The organism is Allobosea sp. 05T422_2 (genome assembly GCF_056396265.1).
In genome coordinates this window covers 1-14,871 of record NZ_JBFTLD010000158.1, presented here as the reverse complement: position 1 = coordinate 14,871, position 14,871 = coordinate 1, and the positions used below count along the sequence as shown (strand labels likewise).

The 14,871-nt window shown below is 65.7% G+C and carries 15 protein-coding genes; 5 read left to right on the top strand and 10 right to left on the bottom strand.

What is annotated here, in order from left to right; translation table 11 throughout:
• Positions 1–408 (bottom strand): LysR family transcriptional regulator (locus AC1DJT_RS23450; protein ID WP_476834967.1); only part of this gene is annotated, 408 nt, incomplete at its 3' end.
• A 127-nt stretch (positions 409–535) separates the two neighbouring features.
• Here AC1DJT_RS23450 and AC1DJT_RS23445 point away from each other — a divergent pair.
• The 4 genes from AC1DJT_RS23445 (at position 536) to AC1DJT_RS23430 (ending at position 5,620) form a co-directional block, all read left to right on the top strand.
• Positions 536–1,777 (top strand): cytochrome P450, encoded by a 1,242-nt coding sequence (locus AC1DJT_RS23445; protein ID WP_476832860.1) that lies wholly within the window; start codon positions 536–538, stop codon positions 1,775–1,777.
• Between the two features lie 241 nt (positions 1,778–2,018).
• Positions 2,019–3,185 (top strand): hypothetical protein, encoded by a 1,167-nt coding sequence (locus AC1DJT_RS23440; RefSeq protein WP_441506900.1) that lies wholly within the window; start codon positions 2,019–2,021, stop codon positions 3,183–3,185.
• Positions 3,186–3,481: 296 nt separating this feature from the next.
• Positions 3,482–5,164 carry a SulP family inorganic anion transporter gene (locus AC1DJT_RS23435; protein WP_476834966.1) on the top strand — a complete coding sequence of 561 codons (1,683 nt, stop codon included), beginning with the start codon at positions 3,482–3,484 and terminating at the stop codon, positions 5,162–5,164.
• Positions 5,165–5,293: 129 nt separating this feature from the next.
• Positions 5,294–5,620, top strand: a complete 327-nt coding sequence (locus AC1DJT_RS23430) for an ATPase inhibitor subunit zeta (RefSeq protein WP_441506902.1) — start codon at positions 5,294–5,296, stop codon at positions 5,618–5,620.
• A 56-nt stretch (positions 5,621–5,676) separates the two neighbouring features.
• On the opposite strand, the gene AC1DJT_RS23425 is transcribed toward AC1DJT_RS23430, so the two are convergent.
• The 9 genes from AC1DJT_RS23425 to AC1DJT_RS23385 all read right to left on the bottom strand — a co-directional run bounded on the left by AC1DJT_RS23425 (position 5,677) and on the right by AC1DJT_RS23385 (position 14,092).
• The gene (locus AC1DJT_RS23425; protein ID WP_476834965.1) at positions 5,677–6,504 is read right to left on the bottom strand and encodes a universal stress protein; all 828 of its coding nucleotides are present in this window, start codon (positions 6,502–6,504) and stop codon (positions 5,677–5,679) included.
• 185 nt (positions 6,505–6,689) lie between these two features.
• Positions 6,690–7,889 carry a M23 family metallopeptidase gene (locus AC1DJT_RS23420; RefSeq protein WP_476834964.1) on the bottom strand — a complete coding sequence of 400 codons (1,200 nt, stop codon included), beginning with the start codon at positions 7,887–7,889 and terminating at the stop codon, positions 6,690–6,692.
• 29 nt (positions 7,890–7,918) lie between these two features.
• On the bottom strand, positions 7,919–8,932 hold the full coding sequence (locus AC1DJT_RS23415) for a hypothetical protein (RefSeq protein ID WP_476834963.1): 1,014 nt from the start codon (positions 8,930–8,932) through the stop codon (positions 7,919–7,921).
• A gap of 341 nt (positions 8,933–9,273) precedes the next feature.
• Entirely contained in the window at positions 9,274–10,143 is an 870-nt protein-coding gene (locus tag AC1DJT_RS23410; RefSeq protein ID WP_476834962.1) for an amino acid ABC transporter substrate-binding protein, read from the bottom strand.
• A 53-nt stretch (positions 10,144–10,196) separates the two neighbouring features.
• The gene (locus tag AC1DJT_RS23405; RefSeq protein WP_476834961.1) at positions 10,197–11,267 is read right to left on the bottom strand and encodes an NAD/NADP octopine/nopaline dehydrogenase family protein; all 1,071 of its coding nucleotides are present in this window, start codon (positions 11,265–11,267) and stop codon (positions 10,197–10,199) included.
• Positions 11,268–11,388: 121 nt separating this feature from the next.
• Positions 11,389–11,985 carry a helix-turn-helix domain-containing protein gene (locus tag AC1DJT_RS23400; protein ID WP_441492916.1) on the bottom strand — a complete coding sequence of 199 codons (597 nt, stop codon included), beginning with the start codon at positions 11,983–11,985 and terminating at the stop codon, positions 11,389–11,391.
• Between the two features lie 9 nt (positions 11,986–11,994).
• The gene (locus tag AC1DJT_RS23395; RefSeq protein ID WP_441492915.1) at positions 11,995–12,723 is read right to left on the bottom strand and encodes an amino acid ABC transporter ATP-binding protein; all 729 of its coding nucleotides are present in this window, start codon (positions 12,721–12,723) and stop codon (positions 11,995–11,997) included.
• Positions 12,720–13,376, bottom strand: coding sequence for an amino acid ABC transporter permease (locus tag AC1DJT_RS23390; RefSeq protein ID WP_441492914.1), 657 nt, complete (start codon positions 13,374–13,376; stop codon positions 12,720–12,722). The genes AC1DJT_RS23395 and AC1DJT_RS23390 overlap by 4 nt, the downstream gene beginning before the upstream one ends.
• A complete protein-coding gene (locus tag AC1DJT_RS23385; protein WP_476770816.1) occupies positions 13,373–14,092 on the bottom strand; it encodes an amino acid ABC transporter permease in 720 nt (239 codons plus the stop codon). Before AC1DJT_RS23385 ends, AC1DJT_RS23390 begins: the two co-directional genes overlap by 4 nt.
• A gap of 347 nt (positions 14,093–14,439) precedes the next feature.
• Between AC1DJT_RS23385 and AC1DJT_RS23380 the strand changes: the two genes are divergently transcribed.
• Entirely contained in the window at positions 14,440–14,664 is a 225-nt protein-coding gene (locus AC1DJT_RS23380; RefSeq protein WP_441506910.1) for a hypothetical protein, read from the top strand.
• The last annotated feature ends 207 nt before the right edge of the window (positions 14,665–14,871 follow it).

Here is a 14,871-nt window from a genome sequence, read left to right as displayed (position 1 = left end):
GTCGCTCACCTCAGCGCTGGTCGCGGTGCTGATCGAGAGATCGACCTTGGGATGATCGGCAGCGAAGCGCTTGAGAACCGCGGTGAGGTTCGTCCCGGCTAGCGTGCCCACTGCCACGATCGCGACACGGCCGGCGACCTCCGTGCGCAGCGCCTTGATCGCGCTTTCCGCGTCGCGCAGCGCCGCAAGCACGCGTTCGGCGTGCGGCAGCAGCGCGCGGCCGGCTTCGCTGAGCACCACGCCCCCGGACGCGCGCTCGAAGACCGGCACGCCGAGTTCGTCCTCGAGCAAGGCGATGCGCCGGCTGATCGCCGGCTGCGAACGGCCGAGTACCTCCGCGGCGCTGGAAAAACCATTGGCCTGATGGATGGTGACGAAAGTCAGAAGCGCTTCGTTGTCCAGGCCCATGAAAGACACGCCCATGCAAAAAACTGATCGGCCTTAGAGAAACTATGATTTCGACGGATGCCTGGGCAAGCGCTATCGAAGAGGAAGCAAAGATGGCGCCGCGGCGCGAACCGGACGGAGCAGCACCATGACGGCGAGGATTTCGGCGCCTGCAGCCCCTGCTCCCGCGTTATCTCAGTACCACTCCCCGGCCCATGTTCGCGCTGCGCCATCGCATCCCGATCCATACCCCTATTACGGCCGGCTCGCCCGCGAACGTCCCTTCTCCCGGGACGAGGCCAATGGCTGGTGGGTGGCGGCGAGCGCTGCCGCGGTCACCGAAGTCCTGACCAGCGCGATCTGTCTGACCCGCCCCTTGAGCGAGCCCATCCCTGCGGCGCTGCAGGGCGGCGCAGCAGCGGAGATCTTTGGCCGGCTCGTGCGCCTGCGGGATGACGAGGCGCGGGGCAGGCTGAAGGAGGCGGTCACGAACGCCGTGCGCGGCCTYGATCTCGGCGAGGTCGCGGCCCTGGCACACAGGCGTGCGGCCGAGCTCGACGACGAACTCGGGCCGAGGCTCGATGAAGCGACCACGACGCAGTTCATGTTCGCACTGCCCGTGCAGGTCATCGCGCTGCTGCTCGGCATTCCCCGCGAACGCTTCGGCGACGTCATGGGGTGGCTTGGCGCCTATGGGACCGCAGCCGCAGCTGCTGGAACCGGAATTCCCGCGCTGACGCCCGACTTGCTGACATCAGGACATCAAGGCGCGCAGGCGCTGTTTGACCTCGCCAGTGCCGTCGGGAAGGCCGACGCGCAGCGGGGCCCGTTATTCCAGGCGCTGCTGCGCGAAGCGACGCGTTTCGGCTGCGACGACGAAAGGGATGTGATCGCCAACGCCCTTGGCTACATGGTCCAGGGTTTCGCCGGAATGGCCTCGCTGATCGGGTTGACGCTGCTCGCACTGGCCCGGCGGCCGGAACTCCTCCGGCAGGTCGAGGCCGATCGGACATGCCTGCGGCCGCTCATCCAGGAGGTGGCGCGCTGCGATACCGTCACCAGCAGCACCTTCCGTTTCATGGCGCGCGACGGCAGGATTGCCGGACATAAGCTTCGTCAGGGCGATCTGATCATCGTGCTTCTGGCGGCCGCGAACCGCGATCCCGCGCTCAATCCCGAGCCGGATCGCTTCGATATCGCGCGCAGGGACCGCAGATCCCTGGAGTTCGGCGCCGGTCGCCATGTCTGCCCCGCGGACAAGGTCGCAGCTCTGATCGTCGAGATCGCGGTCGGGCATCTGCTGACGCGCGGCGTGCCGCTGGAGCGCCTGGAGGCCGGCCTGTCCTATGCCGCCTCGGGGCATGTCCGCACGCCCTTGTTCAAGCGCTGAGTGGCTGTCCGCGAAACGGAACCCCTGAAAGCCGATAGTCCATGCTGCGCCCATGCCAGGCGTCCAGCGGCGGCAACGCGGCACGCACAACATCTCTCGCCGGATCACGCCCTGACGTAACGGCGCTCTTGCCGGCTCGCATGAAGCTGCTAGCATCCGCGTAAGCTCTTCCTGCGCCTACCTTCCCCCGACATTCCAGTGAATCCGACGTTTCTGCGTTCCCTGAGCGAGATGCGGCCCAATGGACAAGAAGCTTACGCCACCTTCGCTCAAGGAAATCGTATCGCAATTGCGATATGACTGGTTCGGCAAGGATGTGCAGCAGACTCCGACCGTCAGCTATGTTTGGACCGCCGATCAATTCGGTCATTTCGGCCTCGGCTTCCAGATCACCTTCCTGTTCAGCTGGATACTCGCCGCCCTCTTCACCGATCTTCCGGCCTGGAAGACTGCGATCATCGCTGCCCTGCTCAATATGCTGCTCTGGATCGTCAAGGAGGTGCTCGACATCGTCCGCGAGCGCCGGCGCCAGGGCCCGCTCTTTCCGTTCAACCGCCGCGAGCTCTGGTGGAATGTCGCGACCGCGCTGTTCTTCATCGGCGCGGGCGCGATCGTCGCCGGCGCCTCGGGGCTCGGCGGCGTCCAGGCCATCGTCGCGCTGCTGGTCATGCTCGTGCCCGCCACGCTGCTGGTGCTCTGGTGGGTGAAGCGCAAGATGACCTTCCAGCAGGTCGGCCTGCCCTTCCTGTTCCGCCTGACCAATCTCTGCTCGACCATAGAAAGGCCGGATCCCGGCTACCGCGACGCGCTGATCGCCCTGTCGGAGCCGCCGACGAAGGGCGCGAACGCGCCGCGTTTTCCGCATGTGCTGCTCACCGGCACGGTCGGCTCGGGCAAGACCTGCCTCGCCTGCGGCATCGGCACCGAATACGCCTTCCGGCTCGGGATTGCGCGCTACACCACCCTGGTGAAGCTGTTCGAGGCCGCGGTCGAGCGCAAGGAAGACGCCGATTCCGGCCACCCGCCGCTCGAGGAACAGGATGGCCGCATCCTCTGGCCCTGGCGCAATGTCGACCTGCTCATCGTCGACGATGTCGATGCGCTCCTGGTCGAGCCGCCGCTGCCGAAGCCGACCACGGCGACTGCGGCCGAAGCCACGGCAAAGCGCCCGGTCGACCAGAGCGCGCTGCGCAGGATCGTCTTCAACCAGCTCGCGATCGTCGGCATCCAACGCTTCCGGACGCGGCGCACGGTCTGGGTCGTCAGCGATCCCAGCGAGGCGGAGGAGTGGCGCAACACCATTGCCGAGGCGCTCGGCCTGCCCGTGGGCGACGACACCGCCCTGCCCGTCATCCGCCTGCTCAGGGACGAAAAGGCGCTCGCCGCGATGGCCAAGACGCGGGCTTAGGCAAGACGAGGGCCTGGGCAAGAGGCGGGGCTGGGCAAGACCGGGGTCGGAGGGAGGCCGGAGCGAGTGGATTGAATCGGACGTCTGGCTCCCGCACGGGCGTCCTACTGGCAGGGAAGACCGACGCGGTCCAACCGGTTAGCGGGCTGCCGGAATGCCGCAGGAGGGTGGCTTCCGGACGTCGAGCGCATCGGCACGGCCGGGCCGGATCGCGCCAGAGGAGACGTTCGGTCTCCTTTGCATATTCCGAGCTTTCGAGCTTACGTTCAGTGGCTGTGTCAATGCAGGCTGGTTCAATGCACGAGAACGACCAGAATGCCGGTGGGCTCCGCTTTGACGTCGTCGCGGGGCTTACGGCGGCTGCCGTCGTGCTGCCCAAGGCCATGGCATACGCTACTGTGGCGGGCCTGCCGGTGCAGGTTGGCCTCTACACATCCCTTGTGCCAATGGCCGTCTACGGATGGCTCGGCTCCTCCCGCGTGCTCAGCGTCAGTTCCACCACCACGCTCGCGATCCTGACTGGCGCCCAGCTCGGTGCAGTCGTCCCGGACGGCGACCCGGCCAAGCTGCTCACCGCGACGGCGACGCTGACCGCCCTGGTTGGCGCCTTGTTGCTGCTCGCCAGGCTCGTGCGCCTGGGCTTCCTCGCCAATTTCATCTCGGCACCGGTCCTCACCGGCTTCAAGGCCGGCATCGGCCTCGTCATCCTGCTGGACCAGGCCCCCAAGCTCTTCGGAGTGCACATCACCAAGCAGTCCTTCTTTGCCGACATTCTAAGCGTCGTGCGCGCGCTTCCGGAGACGTCGCTGCTCACTGCCGCAGTGGCGGCGGCGACCGCGATCGTTCTGATCGGGATGGAGCGTCTGAAGCCGCATTCACCCGCCCCACTCATCGCAGTGGCCACCGCCATCGCAGCGTCATGGATCTTTCACCTGGGCGCTCAGGGTGTCTCGACCGTAGGGCATATCCCGCAGGGCCTTCCCTCAGTGACGCTCCCCGATCTTGCGTTGGTGCAGCAACTGCTGCCGGGAGCGCTCGGGATTGCCCTGATGAGTTTCACCGAAACCATTGCTGCAGGCCGGGCTTTCGTTCGACCTCGCGATCCTCCGATCAATGCCAATCGCGAGCTGGTGGCGACAGGCGCAGCCAACATTGCCGGCTCCTTGCTCGGCGCGATGCCGGGCGGCGGCGGCACATCGCAAACGGGCGTTGTTCGCGCGGCGGGCGGGCGAACCCAGGCTGCCTCGCTGGTGACAGCGGCGGCGGCCCTTGCAACCATGCTCCTGTTCGCACCTTTGCTCGGGCTCCTTCCGAATGCCACGCTGGCAGCCATCGTCATCGTCTACTCAATTCCGCTTATCCAGCCGGCGGAGTTCAACGCCATTCGCAAGGTGCGCAGGATGGAGTTCGGCTGGGCGATCGTCGCAACCATTGGCGTCCTGATCTTTGGAACCCTTCAGGGTATCGTCATCGCGGTCATCCTTTCGCTGATCGGCCTGGCCAGCCAGACATTCCATCCCCGGATTACGGTCATCGGCCGCAAGCGCGGAGCCGACGTGCTCCGCCCTCTCGATCCTGAAAACCCTGATGACGAAACCTTCGAGGGGTTGTTGATCCTGCGGCCGGAAGGGCGGCTCTTCTTCATCAATGCCCAGGATGTGGCTGACCAAATCACCGCTCTTGTTGGTCAGCATAAGCCGCGGGTCCTCGCGCTCGACTTCAGCCGCGTTCCTGACATCGAGTACTCGGCCCTCCAGATGCTGCAGGAAGGCGAGAAGGGCATGACGGAACGGGGTGTCATCGTCTGGTTCGTGGGCCTCAATCCTGGCGCGCTTGAGGTCATTCGCCGTGCAGGTTTGGACACGCTGCTCGGCCCGGACCGGTTGCTCTTCAACGCACGCGCCGCCATCGAACGCTACACGGCGTTKAACGCGCTATCGGCAAACGCTGCCGGATTGGTTCCTGACCCAAAAGCGTGAGAGGCCGATGTCCAATCGGCTTTGTCGACATACGATCCCGAGCCTGCATCTGCTCCAGCGATGCAATCCATCGGGCCACGAGCATACTGAGGAAGGCGCATTCAACGGCCCGCAATCGGAGAATTTCGAATGACCAGTTCCAACGATGTGCAGAGGACAATCATCCGCAACAAGCTCCTCGGCAGGTGGGCCGCCGAGAAATTGGCACTCACGGGCCGGGACGCCGATGCCTATTCGGATGACCTCGCCAGAAGCACGGTCGATCCCGAGCGCAGTGACGTGTTCAGCAAGATCCGCAAGGACTTTGACGCCGCAGGCGTGGCCCAATCGGACGAGCAGATTCTACGCGTCATGACCGAATTCATGCTCAAAGCAGGGAGCCTCATGCCGACAACGCGGGGTGGTTCCCGCGATGCTGCAGCGGTGATGCTCGCACGCAATCTCCAGTCGGGCTGAGGCCGGCTGTAGATTGGCTGGCGGCGGCGGTTCCGGCCTGGGCGCGGGTGCGCGGATCAGGCCTCCCGGACCAGGAGCACGTCCGCATCGACGCCCCGGAGCACGCCTTCGGCATGGCTGCCGATCGCATCCTGCACCAGCCCCCGACTGCGATGCGCGCCGACGACGACGAGACTGACGCCGGTCTCCTGCACCTGCCGCTTGATCACATTGACCACGGCCCCATCGTCCAGGACCAGCTCGATGCGATCCCGCACGGCCTGCGGAAGCTCTGCCGCCGCCAGGAACTCCGCCATGTCCTCGGCAGCCTCGGAGTGCAGATGTTCCGCCGCACCTTCGACCTTGTAGCGACCGGTCGTCGCCTGCGGGTTGACGTGGAGCAGCACGAGACGTGCCGTCGGAAAGAGCGCGGCGGCGGTCAGCAAGGCCGCGCGCGAGCACTCGGAGAAATCGGTGGCGACGAGGATGCGGTCATAGGGGCGCTCCGCCCGCTTGCGGACGACCAGCACCGGCACGGAGGCATGGCGCACGATATGGTCGACCGCCGTCCCGGTGACATAGTCGCCGAGGCTGTTGAAGCGCGCGACACCGGTGATGATGACGCCGCTGCCGCGCTCCACCGCCAGATTTGCCAGCACGCTCGGAGCCGAGCCGACCCGGACGACGAACTCAGCCTGCGCCGCCGTCGGCGGCAGCTCGGCGCGCAGCCGCGCCGTCGTTTCCKCCAGGTTCGGAACCGCGTCCTCGAGGACATGGGCGATGGCGAGCCTCGCCCGCCATGCCTCGGCAAGGCGCAAGGCGCGTTCGAGCGGGCGATCGGCCCTGGCCGAAAAATCGCTGGCGAACAGGACTTCAACGGGAGGCGCTTTGCTCGTCTCAGCCATGTGAACACCTCACTCCGGAATCGCGATGATCTCTTTGGCGCCTTGGATAGCATGCCGGTCTGCCGCGATCATCCGGTCGCCCCAGCCGGCGCAGGTTTGTCTCCTCCGTTGCGCCGAGTGGCGTGACAGCCGAGAGGGACTGCCAGGCGCCCGACCGGAGCCCGCTATCCCCTCGCCGCGGCCTTTCAGTTGCCCCAGTCGACAATAGTGAGATCAAGCGGAAGCGCGCGCCGGATCGCCAGAGGGGGCACGAGCGGCGTCAGGCTGACAGGCGAGCCGGTTTCCGCCGCCCGGTCGAAATCCGCAGTGCCCGCCAGATCGACCGCCTTCACCGTGGCGGCCTCGAAGACATAGGGCAGGCCATTGGCGAGAAGTGGCGAGGGCCCGTCCATGACATGCAGGTGCAGATGCGGCTCCGAACTGTTGCCGGTATTGCCGACTGCGCCGATGACATCGCCGCGGCGCACCCTGTCGCCGGTCCTGACGCGGACGCTGCCGGGTTGCATATGGGCGTATAGCACGAAGGCGCCACCGCCGATATCCAGCACTGCGAAATTGCCGTCGGCCTCGCCGATCGGCAGCCCGTCGGGAAGCGCTCCGGGGACCTGATCGGCAAGATCGGCACGCATATCGACGATGGTGCCGTCGCTCACCGCCAGGATAGGCTGGCCATAGATGTGATAGCTCGCGACCTGCTTCCTATCGCCCGCGAAGAGTCGGCCATCCCCGCCAAGCTTCTCCCAATCGATGGCAAAGCGCTGGGCGAGACGAAAGGCGCCGTTCAGCGGCAAAAGGGCCCGGACATGCCGGGTGGAATCGCAGCAGCCGTCGCCCGCGATATAGTTTTCGCCCCGAAGCGGCGGCCCCAGAACCGGGGGCGCCGCTGTCGTGACTGCGGTCGCGCCAAGCTGGATCGCGGCATCCGCCTTGAACTGATCGAACCAGGCATCGACCTTATGCGTCAGCCGCTGCGGTGCCGCGCGCCCCTGCGGCAGCGCGATGTGGAGAAAGGCGACCCCGTATTGATAGCCGCCCAGCTCCGCCGACTCATTGCCGCGCCGGCCACCGGGGGAGAAACGCCGCGCGATCTCGGCCTCGTCTAGCGTCGAGAGCGGCTCCTTGTCGTCGTCGCCATAGAGCGTGAACCGCTTCATCACGACGCGCTCGCCGGTCACATTCGAGAGCTGCAACTCGTAGACGATATGCTGACGACCATCGGAGCCGAGCACGGGCTGCGGCGCGAACAGGACCTTGCCGATGAGCCCCGTCAACGTCACGCCCTGCTGCRGGGGGGMCGCGGATTGCGCCCGGGCCGTGCCCGACAAGGACAGCGGGACCACGGCAGCGATTGCCGCAAGACGCATCATTCCGGTCAATGGGTACATGGCAGCGTCCTGTTGCGGATTTCGGGGGCTCAGGCGGGCGCCAACCGGTCGAGCGTCAGCTCGATATCGGTGAAATCCCTGGGGGCGGCTTCGCAAAGCGCGGAGGTCGAATGCATGCCGAGCGCGGTGAGGATGCTCGCCGCGAGGTCCCGCCTGGCGGCATCGGCGCGGTAACCCAGGCCGGCCAGCTCCTGCTCGATTCCGTCCGCGTCCGCATCGAGATAGCCCATGCGCGCGGCCAGATCTTCGATGCTGCGGCCATGCGCCCGCACGAACAGGATGCGGCAGGCGACAGCGCGGGCATTGGGATCATGGACTGCCGCGCCGCTGAGAATGCCGCCGATCAGATTGGCGGGCGGAGTGGGCACGTTCAGCGCCAGGAAAAACAGGCGGTGCGTATAGGAACATGTCAGGGCGCTTTGCGCGGTTCGCCCGTCGCTGAGCAGCTGCCCCTCCATCGCGACCGGGCGGTTGAACAGGCTTTCGCAGTAGCTGATCTGCAATTGCTGCATCGCATCGGCGTAGACCCGCATCGCGCCGATGATCAGCCGGCCCGMCTCGACACGCGACCAGGCCGGCGAAATCGCGAGATAGGTTCCGGCCAGCCAATGCTCGCCGGGCTGTCGTGCCCCCGCCCGGGTGGGAGATGGGGTGACCGGGCCCGGCGCCGGCACCGGCCGCAGACCGGCCTCGCCCCGGAGCGTCGCAAGCACGGTTTCCGGCACGCCGAAGCGGGCGCAGATCGCGTGCTGGAACTCCTCGAACGAGGACGAGGCCAGGAAGGGCGCCGTCAGCGCACCGCCGAGCACCCTCGCCCAATCMTCATAGACGCTGGAGGTGCGCGGCATCGCCTTGCCCGAGAGCCATTTGTAGGCGTTCTGGGTGACGAACAGGGTGGCCGGATTGACCGCCGCAAAGCGCGCGCAGAGTTCCTTGTTGGTTGGGCAACCCAGGGCGAGCGCGGTGAGTTTCAGCTTCAACGCGAGGTTGAACCAGGATTTTTCGAGGGGCTGCTGGCCGATCTCCACGCCAAAATGGTTCACGGCCGCCCCCAGGGATTGCCCCGCCCTCGCGGAGTGATCCCGGCCGATGCTAGTGGACCGCCGGGCGCGACACCAGCACGGCAGGCGGAGTTGGTTTAAATTGCGCTGCGGTCCCCGACCTGTCTCCGGCTTCCCGGATCGTTCAAGGCCGGGACGTCGCTGTTCAGTGCTGTGCAGCGCCCTGGAGAGCCTGCCGGCGCGCCGCGATCATCCACTGCCCCGAGCTTGCCGGGGACGAGCCTGTCATTCCAGCGGCTGCCCCCGTTCAAGAGACGGCTCCCCGGCCGCGCAGATGTTCCGTCCGGCTTCCTGAAGAGGCCGAACGGAACGCCTGAGGCTGCTTACTCCGCGTAGGATTGCGTCGCCCAGGCGGCCTTGAGCTTCGGTGAGACCTGGGCGCCGAAGGGGCCGAACCACTTGTTGAACAGGGTTTCGGCCTCGCCCGACTTGAACATCTTCGCCATGGCGTGATTGACGATCCAGAGAACCGTCGGGTTGAGCTTGGRCACCATGAAGCCCTGCGGCGCATAGCCGTATTCGGTACCGACGATGGTCAGGGCGTCCGGGTTCTTCGACTGCCGGATCAAGCTGTAGAAGGCGCCGTTGTMACTGAAATAGGCGTCGGCACGCCGCGTCTCGACAGAGATCAGCGCGGCAGCGTGGTCGTCGACATTCTGGATGCGGATGTTGAGGCCCTTCTCGGCGATGAGCTTCTTCAGGTCAGGCTCGCTGCTGCCGCCGGTGGCGACTGCGACGATCTTGCCGTTCAGATCCTCGTATTTGGTGATGCCCGAATTCTTCAGGACGAGCAGCTGGCTCGACGAGACATAGGAGACCGAGGAGAAATCAACCTGCTTGTTGCGGCCGAAGGTGTTGACCGTACCGCCGCATTCGAGATCGACCGTGCCGTTGGCGACGAGCGCCTGGCGGTTCTGGATGCTGACCGGCACGTATTTGACCTTGAGGTCGGGCAGCTTCAGCTCCGCCTTGATGTCCTCGATGATGCGCTGGCAGAACTCGACGGAGTAGCCGGACGGCTTCTTGTCGTTGTCGAGGAAGCCATAGGGGTAGAGCGTTTCGCGAATCCCCATGGTGATGGTGTTGGTGTCGCGCAATTTCTTGACGATCGCGTCCACCTCCTGGGCCTGGGCCGTGGCGGCCAGGCCGAAGGCCAAGAGGCCGCCGATCGCAGCGACAAGGTTCCGTCTCATGTTCTTCTCCCCTTTGTAGCGATTGCCCGAGCACCGGCCGGTGCTCGGGAGTTCTAGAATCCAGTGCGGGCCCGTTCCCGCAGCTGTGCGCTGCTCATCTGCTCGAAGCCGAGCGCGGGCAGCAGGTCGTTATCCCCGACAAAGTCGCAACCATAGGCGGCAGACAGCATGGTCAGTCCAGCCTCGTGCAGCGTCGCGGGCTGCCCGGCGAGCCGCCCGAGCAGGACCGTCGGCAGCAGGCCGAAGGGCGCGTCCTCGAGCACATAGCGACTGGTCAAGGTCGCCGGGCCGAAGCCGCCATTGCCGCGCTGGTGCAGCTCCGCATTCATCTCGGCGATGCTTGCGACCGGCAGCTGGTAGGAAAAGGCGTAGTGCTCCTTGATCGTCCGCACCGAGACGTCAAAAGCCTGCGCGATCGCCAGGCGCTCCGCGTCGAGCAGCTCCATGACACGCCCAACCGCCGGCGTGACGTTCTCCGCCTGCCCCCAACGCTCGCCGCGCTCCATCCGCGTGAGGTTGAACAACGCGATCGCAAGATGGTTCTGCGGGTTGAGATTGCTGAGCGCGATCGCGAGCAGCCCGTCGCGCTTGACGAAGCGATCGCCGAACAGGGCGGTACAGAGCGCGTGGCCCTCGTCGAGCCCGGTTTCCGGCACGGTCGCGATGTCGATCTTCGAGCGCAGCGAATTGACCGCGGCCTCGGTCGGCGAGGCCTTGCGCCCGGTCGTCAGCGTCGTGCCCCAGGCGATGATCGGCGCGCGGATGCCGCGCGCGGCCAGGAGCCGCGAGAGATAGAGCGCCCCGAAGGAGGCGTGCGAGCTGATGATGACCGGCTGCCCCTCGCGCAGATGCTCGGCGGTCGCCTCCAGCGCCATCTTGTGCGCGTTGCCCGGCATGGCCAGCATCACCACGTCGGAACCGGTCACGGCCTCCTTCGCGCCATGGGCGATGCGGGGATGGAAACTCGCCTCGATCGCGCCGCTGGCCCGCAAGGGGGCCCCCGCCGCCAGCTCGGTCGTGCCCTGGCCGGAGGGCGACCAGAGCATGGGATCATGCCCACTGACCGAAAGCTGGGCGGCAGCGCCATAGGCGGCGGCGCCTGCTCCAAGGATACTCACGCGCATGGGATTTGGGCCTTTGGATCGGGGGACGATAAGGGGCGGCGGCGAGCCGGCGCGGGAGCCGGGACCTGCGGGGGTCCAGGCCTCACGGCGGCCCGGTTGAATCCACTATAACGGAACACGCTCAAGTAGAACCTCGCTCCTGCCGGACCTTCTGGTAGAGCAGAACCATCAGGCCGCGGGCCGGCTGATCAAGCTCGTTGCAGATCGAGTGGGGCACATCCACGGGATAGCGCGCCGTCTCGCCGGCCTTGACCGGATAGCGCGAGGACCCGCTCGCAATGACGAACTGGCCCGACAGGACCGTGAAATGCTCGACCGCGCCCGGCGCATGCGCGGCGCTGTCGAGCCGGCCATGGCCGGCGATCTCGACATCATACCATTCGACCGTGCCGGCCAGGCTCGGCGGGCTGAGGATGCGCAGCTGGCAGGAACCGTCGGCACTGCGGATCTCCGGCGTATGCTCCGGCGGGACGATCTCGATCGCGCTGCCGCCGGGCGAGGATTCGCTGCCTTGGAGGAGTGCGGAAATCTCGATCTGCAGCCCACGCGTCAGGCTCCAGAGCACCGCGAAGGTTGGATTGGCCTCGCCCCGCTCGATCTGCGACAGCATCGATTTCGACACGCCGGAGACGGCTGCGAGCTGCTGCAACGTCAACCCCCGCGCCTTGCGCTGGCGCTGGAGGATCGGTCCGATCTGGGGGGCGCTCAGCTCTGTCATGCCGGCGGCCTAGTGTGTCAGGACCTTGGTCAGGAACTGCTTGGCGCGCTCTGTCGCAGGGGCGGTGAAGAACTGCGCCTTGGGCGTGTCCTCGAGGATCTCGCCGCCATCCATGAACAGCACCCGGTCGGCCACGCGCTGCGCGAAGCCCATCTCATGCGTCACGACCATCATGGTCATGCCTTCTAGCGCCAGTTCCTGCATCACCTCCAGCACCTCGTTGATCATTTCGGGATCGAGCGCCGAGGTCGGCTCGTCGAACAGCATGGCGGCCGGGTCCATGGCGAGCGCGCGTGCGATGCCGACGCGCTGCTGCTGGCCTCCGGAGAGCTGGCTCGGTCGGCTCGTCAGCTTGTTGCCGAGCCCGACCCGCATCAGGATCTTCTCCGAGCGCTCATCGGCTTCGGCCCGGGAGCGCTTCAGGACATGGATCTGCGCCAGGCTGACATTCTCCAGCGCGGTCATGTGCGGATAGAGCTCGAAGCTCTGGAAGACCATGCCGATGCGCGAGCGCAGGGCCGGCAGGTCGGTCCTGGGATCGGACACCGAGACGCCGTTGACGGTGATCGTGCCGCGCTCGAACGGCACGAGGCCATTGACGCATTTGATCAGCGTGCTCTTGCCCGAGCCCGACGGGCCGCAGATCACCACGACCTCGCCCTGGCGAACGGTTGCCGAGCAGCCGCGCAGGATCTGCAGCTTGCCATAGGATTTGTGCACGTCCTCGACGGCGATCATGTCGTGCGGCCCTTCCTGTAGAACTCGACCGCCTTCGTCGCCGACAGGCAGATGATGAGATAGACGACGGCGACCAGCGTATACATTTCGGTCGGCCGCCCATCGCGCGAGGCGACGATGCTGGCTGTCGTCAGGAAATCATGCAGCGCCACGACATAGACCAGGGACGTGTCCTGGAAGACGATGACGATCTGGTTCAGGACCAGCGGCATCATCGCCCGCAGCGCCTGCGGCATGACGATATGGCGCATCACCTGGCTGCGACGCAGGCCGGTGGCGAGGCCGGCTTCAGCCTGCCCCTTGCGGACATTGGCGATGCCCGCGCGGATGATCTCGCAGTAGAAGGCGGCCTCGAACATCACGAAGGCGATCAGCGCCGACATCAGCGAGCCGATCGGCCGTCCGATCGCCAGCGGGATCAGGAAATAGAACCAGAACAGCACCAGCACGAGCGGCAGGGAGCGCATGACGGTGACATAGGCCGCAGCCGGCACCGCGATGAAGCGATGGGTCGACAGCCGCATCAGGGCGAGGCCGAAGCCGAGCACCAGCCCGCCCACGGTCGCGACCAGCACGAGCAGCGCGCTCAGCGCCATGCCCTCGGCGAGAAAGCTCCAGGAGCGGGCGATGACGCCCCAGTCGAAATCGTTCATGTCGCGGCCTTCCGCAGGGCCGAGCCGCCGATGCGGTCGTCGATGAGGCGCATCAGCGCCGTCACGCACAAGCCGATGACGAGATAGCCGACAGTGGCGAAGGTGAAGGCCTCGAGCCCCTGGAAGGTATAGTTCTCGACATGGCGGCTCTGCGCCGTCAGTTCGAGGACACCGATCGTCAGGCTCAGCGATGACAGCTTGATCGTGATCAGGAATTCGGAGGTCAGCGGCCCGACGATGGCGCGAAGACCGAGCGGCAGCACGACCAGCCGGAAGGCCTGGACAGGACGAAGCCCCGTTGCCAGCGCGGCCGGCAGCAGCGGATTTCCGACCGCCTCGATCCCGGCCCGGACCTGCTCGGCGACGCGCGATCCGGCGAACAGGGCGATCGCGACGACCGCCGTGACGAACTCAGGGTAAGGCAGATCGCGCTTCAGCCAGAGCCCGATGGTTTCGGGCACGATCTCGGGCAGAACGAAGAACCAGAGGAAGAGCTGGACCAGCGGCGGGATATTGCGGAAGACATCGATATAGATGCCCGCGACCAGGCGAGCGCCACGAGCCGGCAGGCTGCGCGCAATGCCAACGCCAAGACCGATCGTCAGCGCCAGGACCCAGCTGACCAAGCTGATGGCCAGCGTCCATTGCACGCCGCTCCACAGCCACTCCCAATAGGGCTCCTGCAGGAGGATGGACCAGTTCCAGCGGTAATTCATGCCGCGGATGCACGGCTAAGCCGTGATCCAGGGACCGCTGCCATCCACCGAGTCCCCATCGAATCCCTCCCAAGATTCCACTATACCGGAATGATGAGATCGGCCGTCGGGGATTGTCAACAGGCCGTCATGATATTGAGCCATGCGAAGCGCAACTGGCCATGGCAATGACCGGCCGGCTGCCATGCAAAATCCGTGGGGCGCGGACATAGCGTCCTTCCAGTGGTCGGAGTGCCCTCCTGGACCGGCAGTTCACTGACCTCTCCCCTCATTGCACGGCGGAGGAGCCCTGTGCTGAAACCGACCGGTTCGCGATCATCGGCCTCGGACGCTTCGGGATGCGGCGCATGGCCCAGGCCGTCGGCGATCCCAGCGAGGCGCGGGACTGGCGCGACACCATCCTACCCCGGATCGACCGTCTTCACGCCGCGCGGACGGAAACCACAGCCTCCGCGTCCGAACCGGGTCACGCTGAAAACTGGCGCGCGAGGCCGCTGGTGGCAGCCGCGCGCGCCTTCTGGATGGCCCCGGAACGATCGGGGCATGATCAAATCGAAATTGGAAATGAATGATCGATATCGGGCGACGAAATACACTCTACTGAATCACGTTGAATATCAACAATATGATAATATAATCACAATAGTTTATGTTTCTATCAATATAGGCTGTAAGTAATATGTACTATATGAAGATCTATTCTTTCTGCCCCCGTTTTGCCCCCCCCATTTGAAATTGCCGCCCAGCACCATTGTCGAACTGTCCGAGCTCGTATGTGA

What these genes read in the sequence shown, in the direction of transcription:
- AC1DJT_RS23395 (WP_441492915.1), bottom strand. Translation starts at nt 12,723, where the DNA reads ATGATCGCCGTCGAGGACGTGCACAAATCCTATGGCAAGCTGCAGATC.
- AC1DJT_RS23390 (WP_441492914.1), bottom strand. Translation starts at nt 13,376, where the DNA reads ATGAACGATTTCGACTGGGGCGTCATCGCCCGCTCCTGGAGCTTTCTC.
- AC1DJT_RS23440 (WP_441506900.1), top strand. Translation starts at nt 2,019, where the DNA reads ATGGACAAGAAGCTTACGCCACCTTCGCTCAAGGAAATCGTATCGCAA.
- AC1DJT_RS23405 (WP_476834961.1), bottom strand. Translation starts at nt 11,267, where the DNA reads ATGCGCGTGAGTATCCTTGGAGCAGGCGCCGCCGCCTATGGCGCTGCC.
- AC1DJT_RS23380 (WP_441506910.1), top strand. Translation starts at nt 14,440, where the DNA reads ATGGCCCAGGCCGTCGGCGATCCCAGCGAGGCGCGGGACTGGCGCGAC.
- AC1DJT_RS23430 (WP_441506902.1), top strand. Translation starts at nt 5,294, where the DNA reads ATGACCAGTTCCAACGATGTGCAGAGGACAATCATCCGCAACAAGCTC.
- AC1DJT_RS23400 (WP_441492916.1), bottom strand. Translation starts at nt 11,985, where the DNA reads ATGACAGAGCTGAGCGCCCCCCAGATCGGACCGATCCTCCAGCGCCAG.
- AC1DJT_RS23385 (WP_476770816.1), bottom strand. Translation starts at nt 14,092, where the DNA reads ATGAATTACCGCTGGAACTGGTCCATCCTCCTGCAGGAGCCCTATTGG.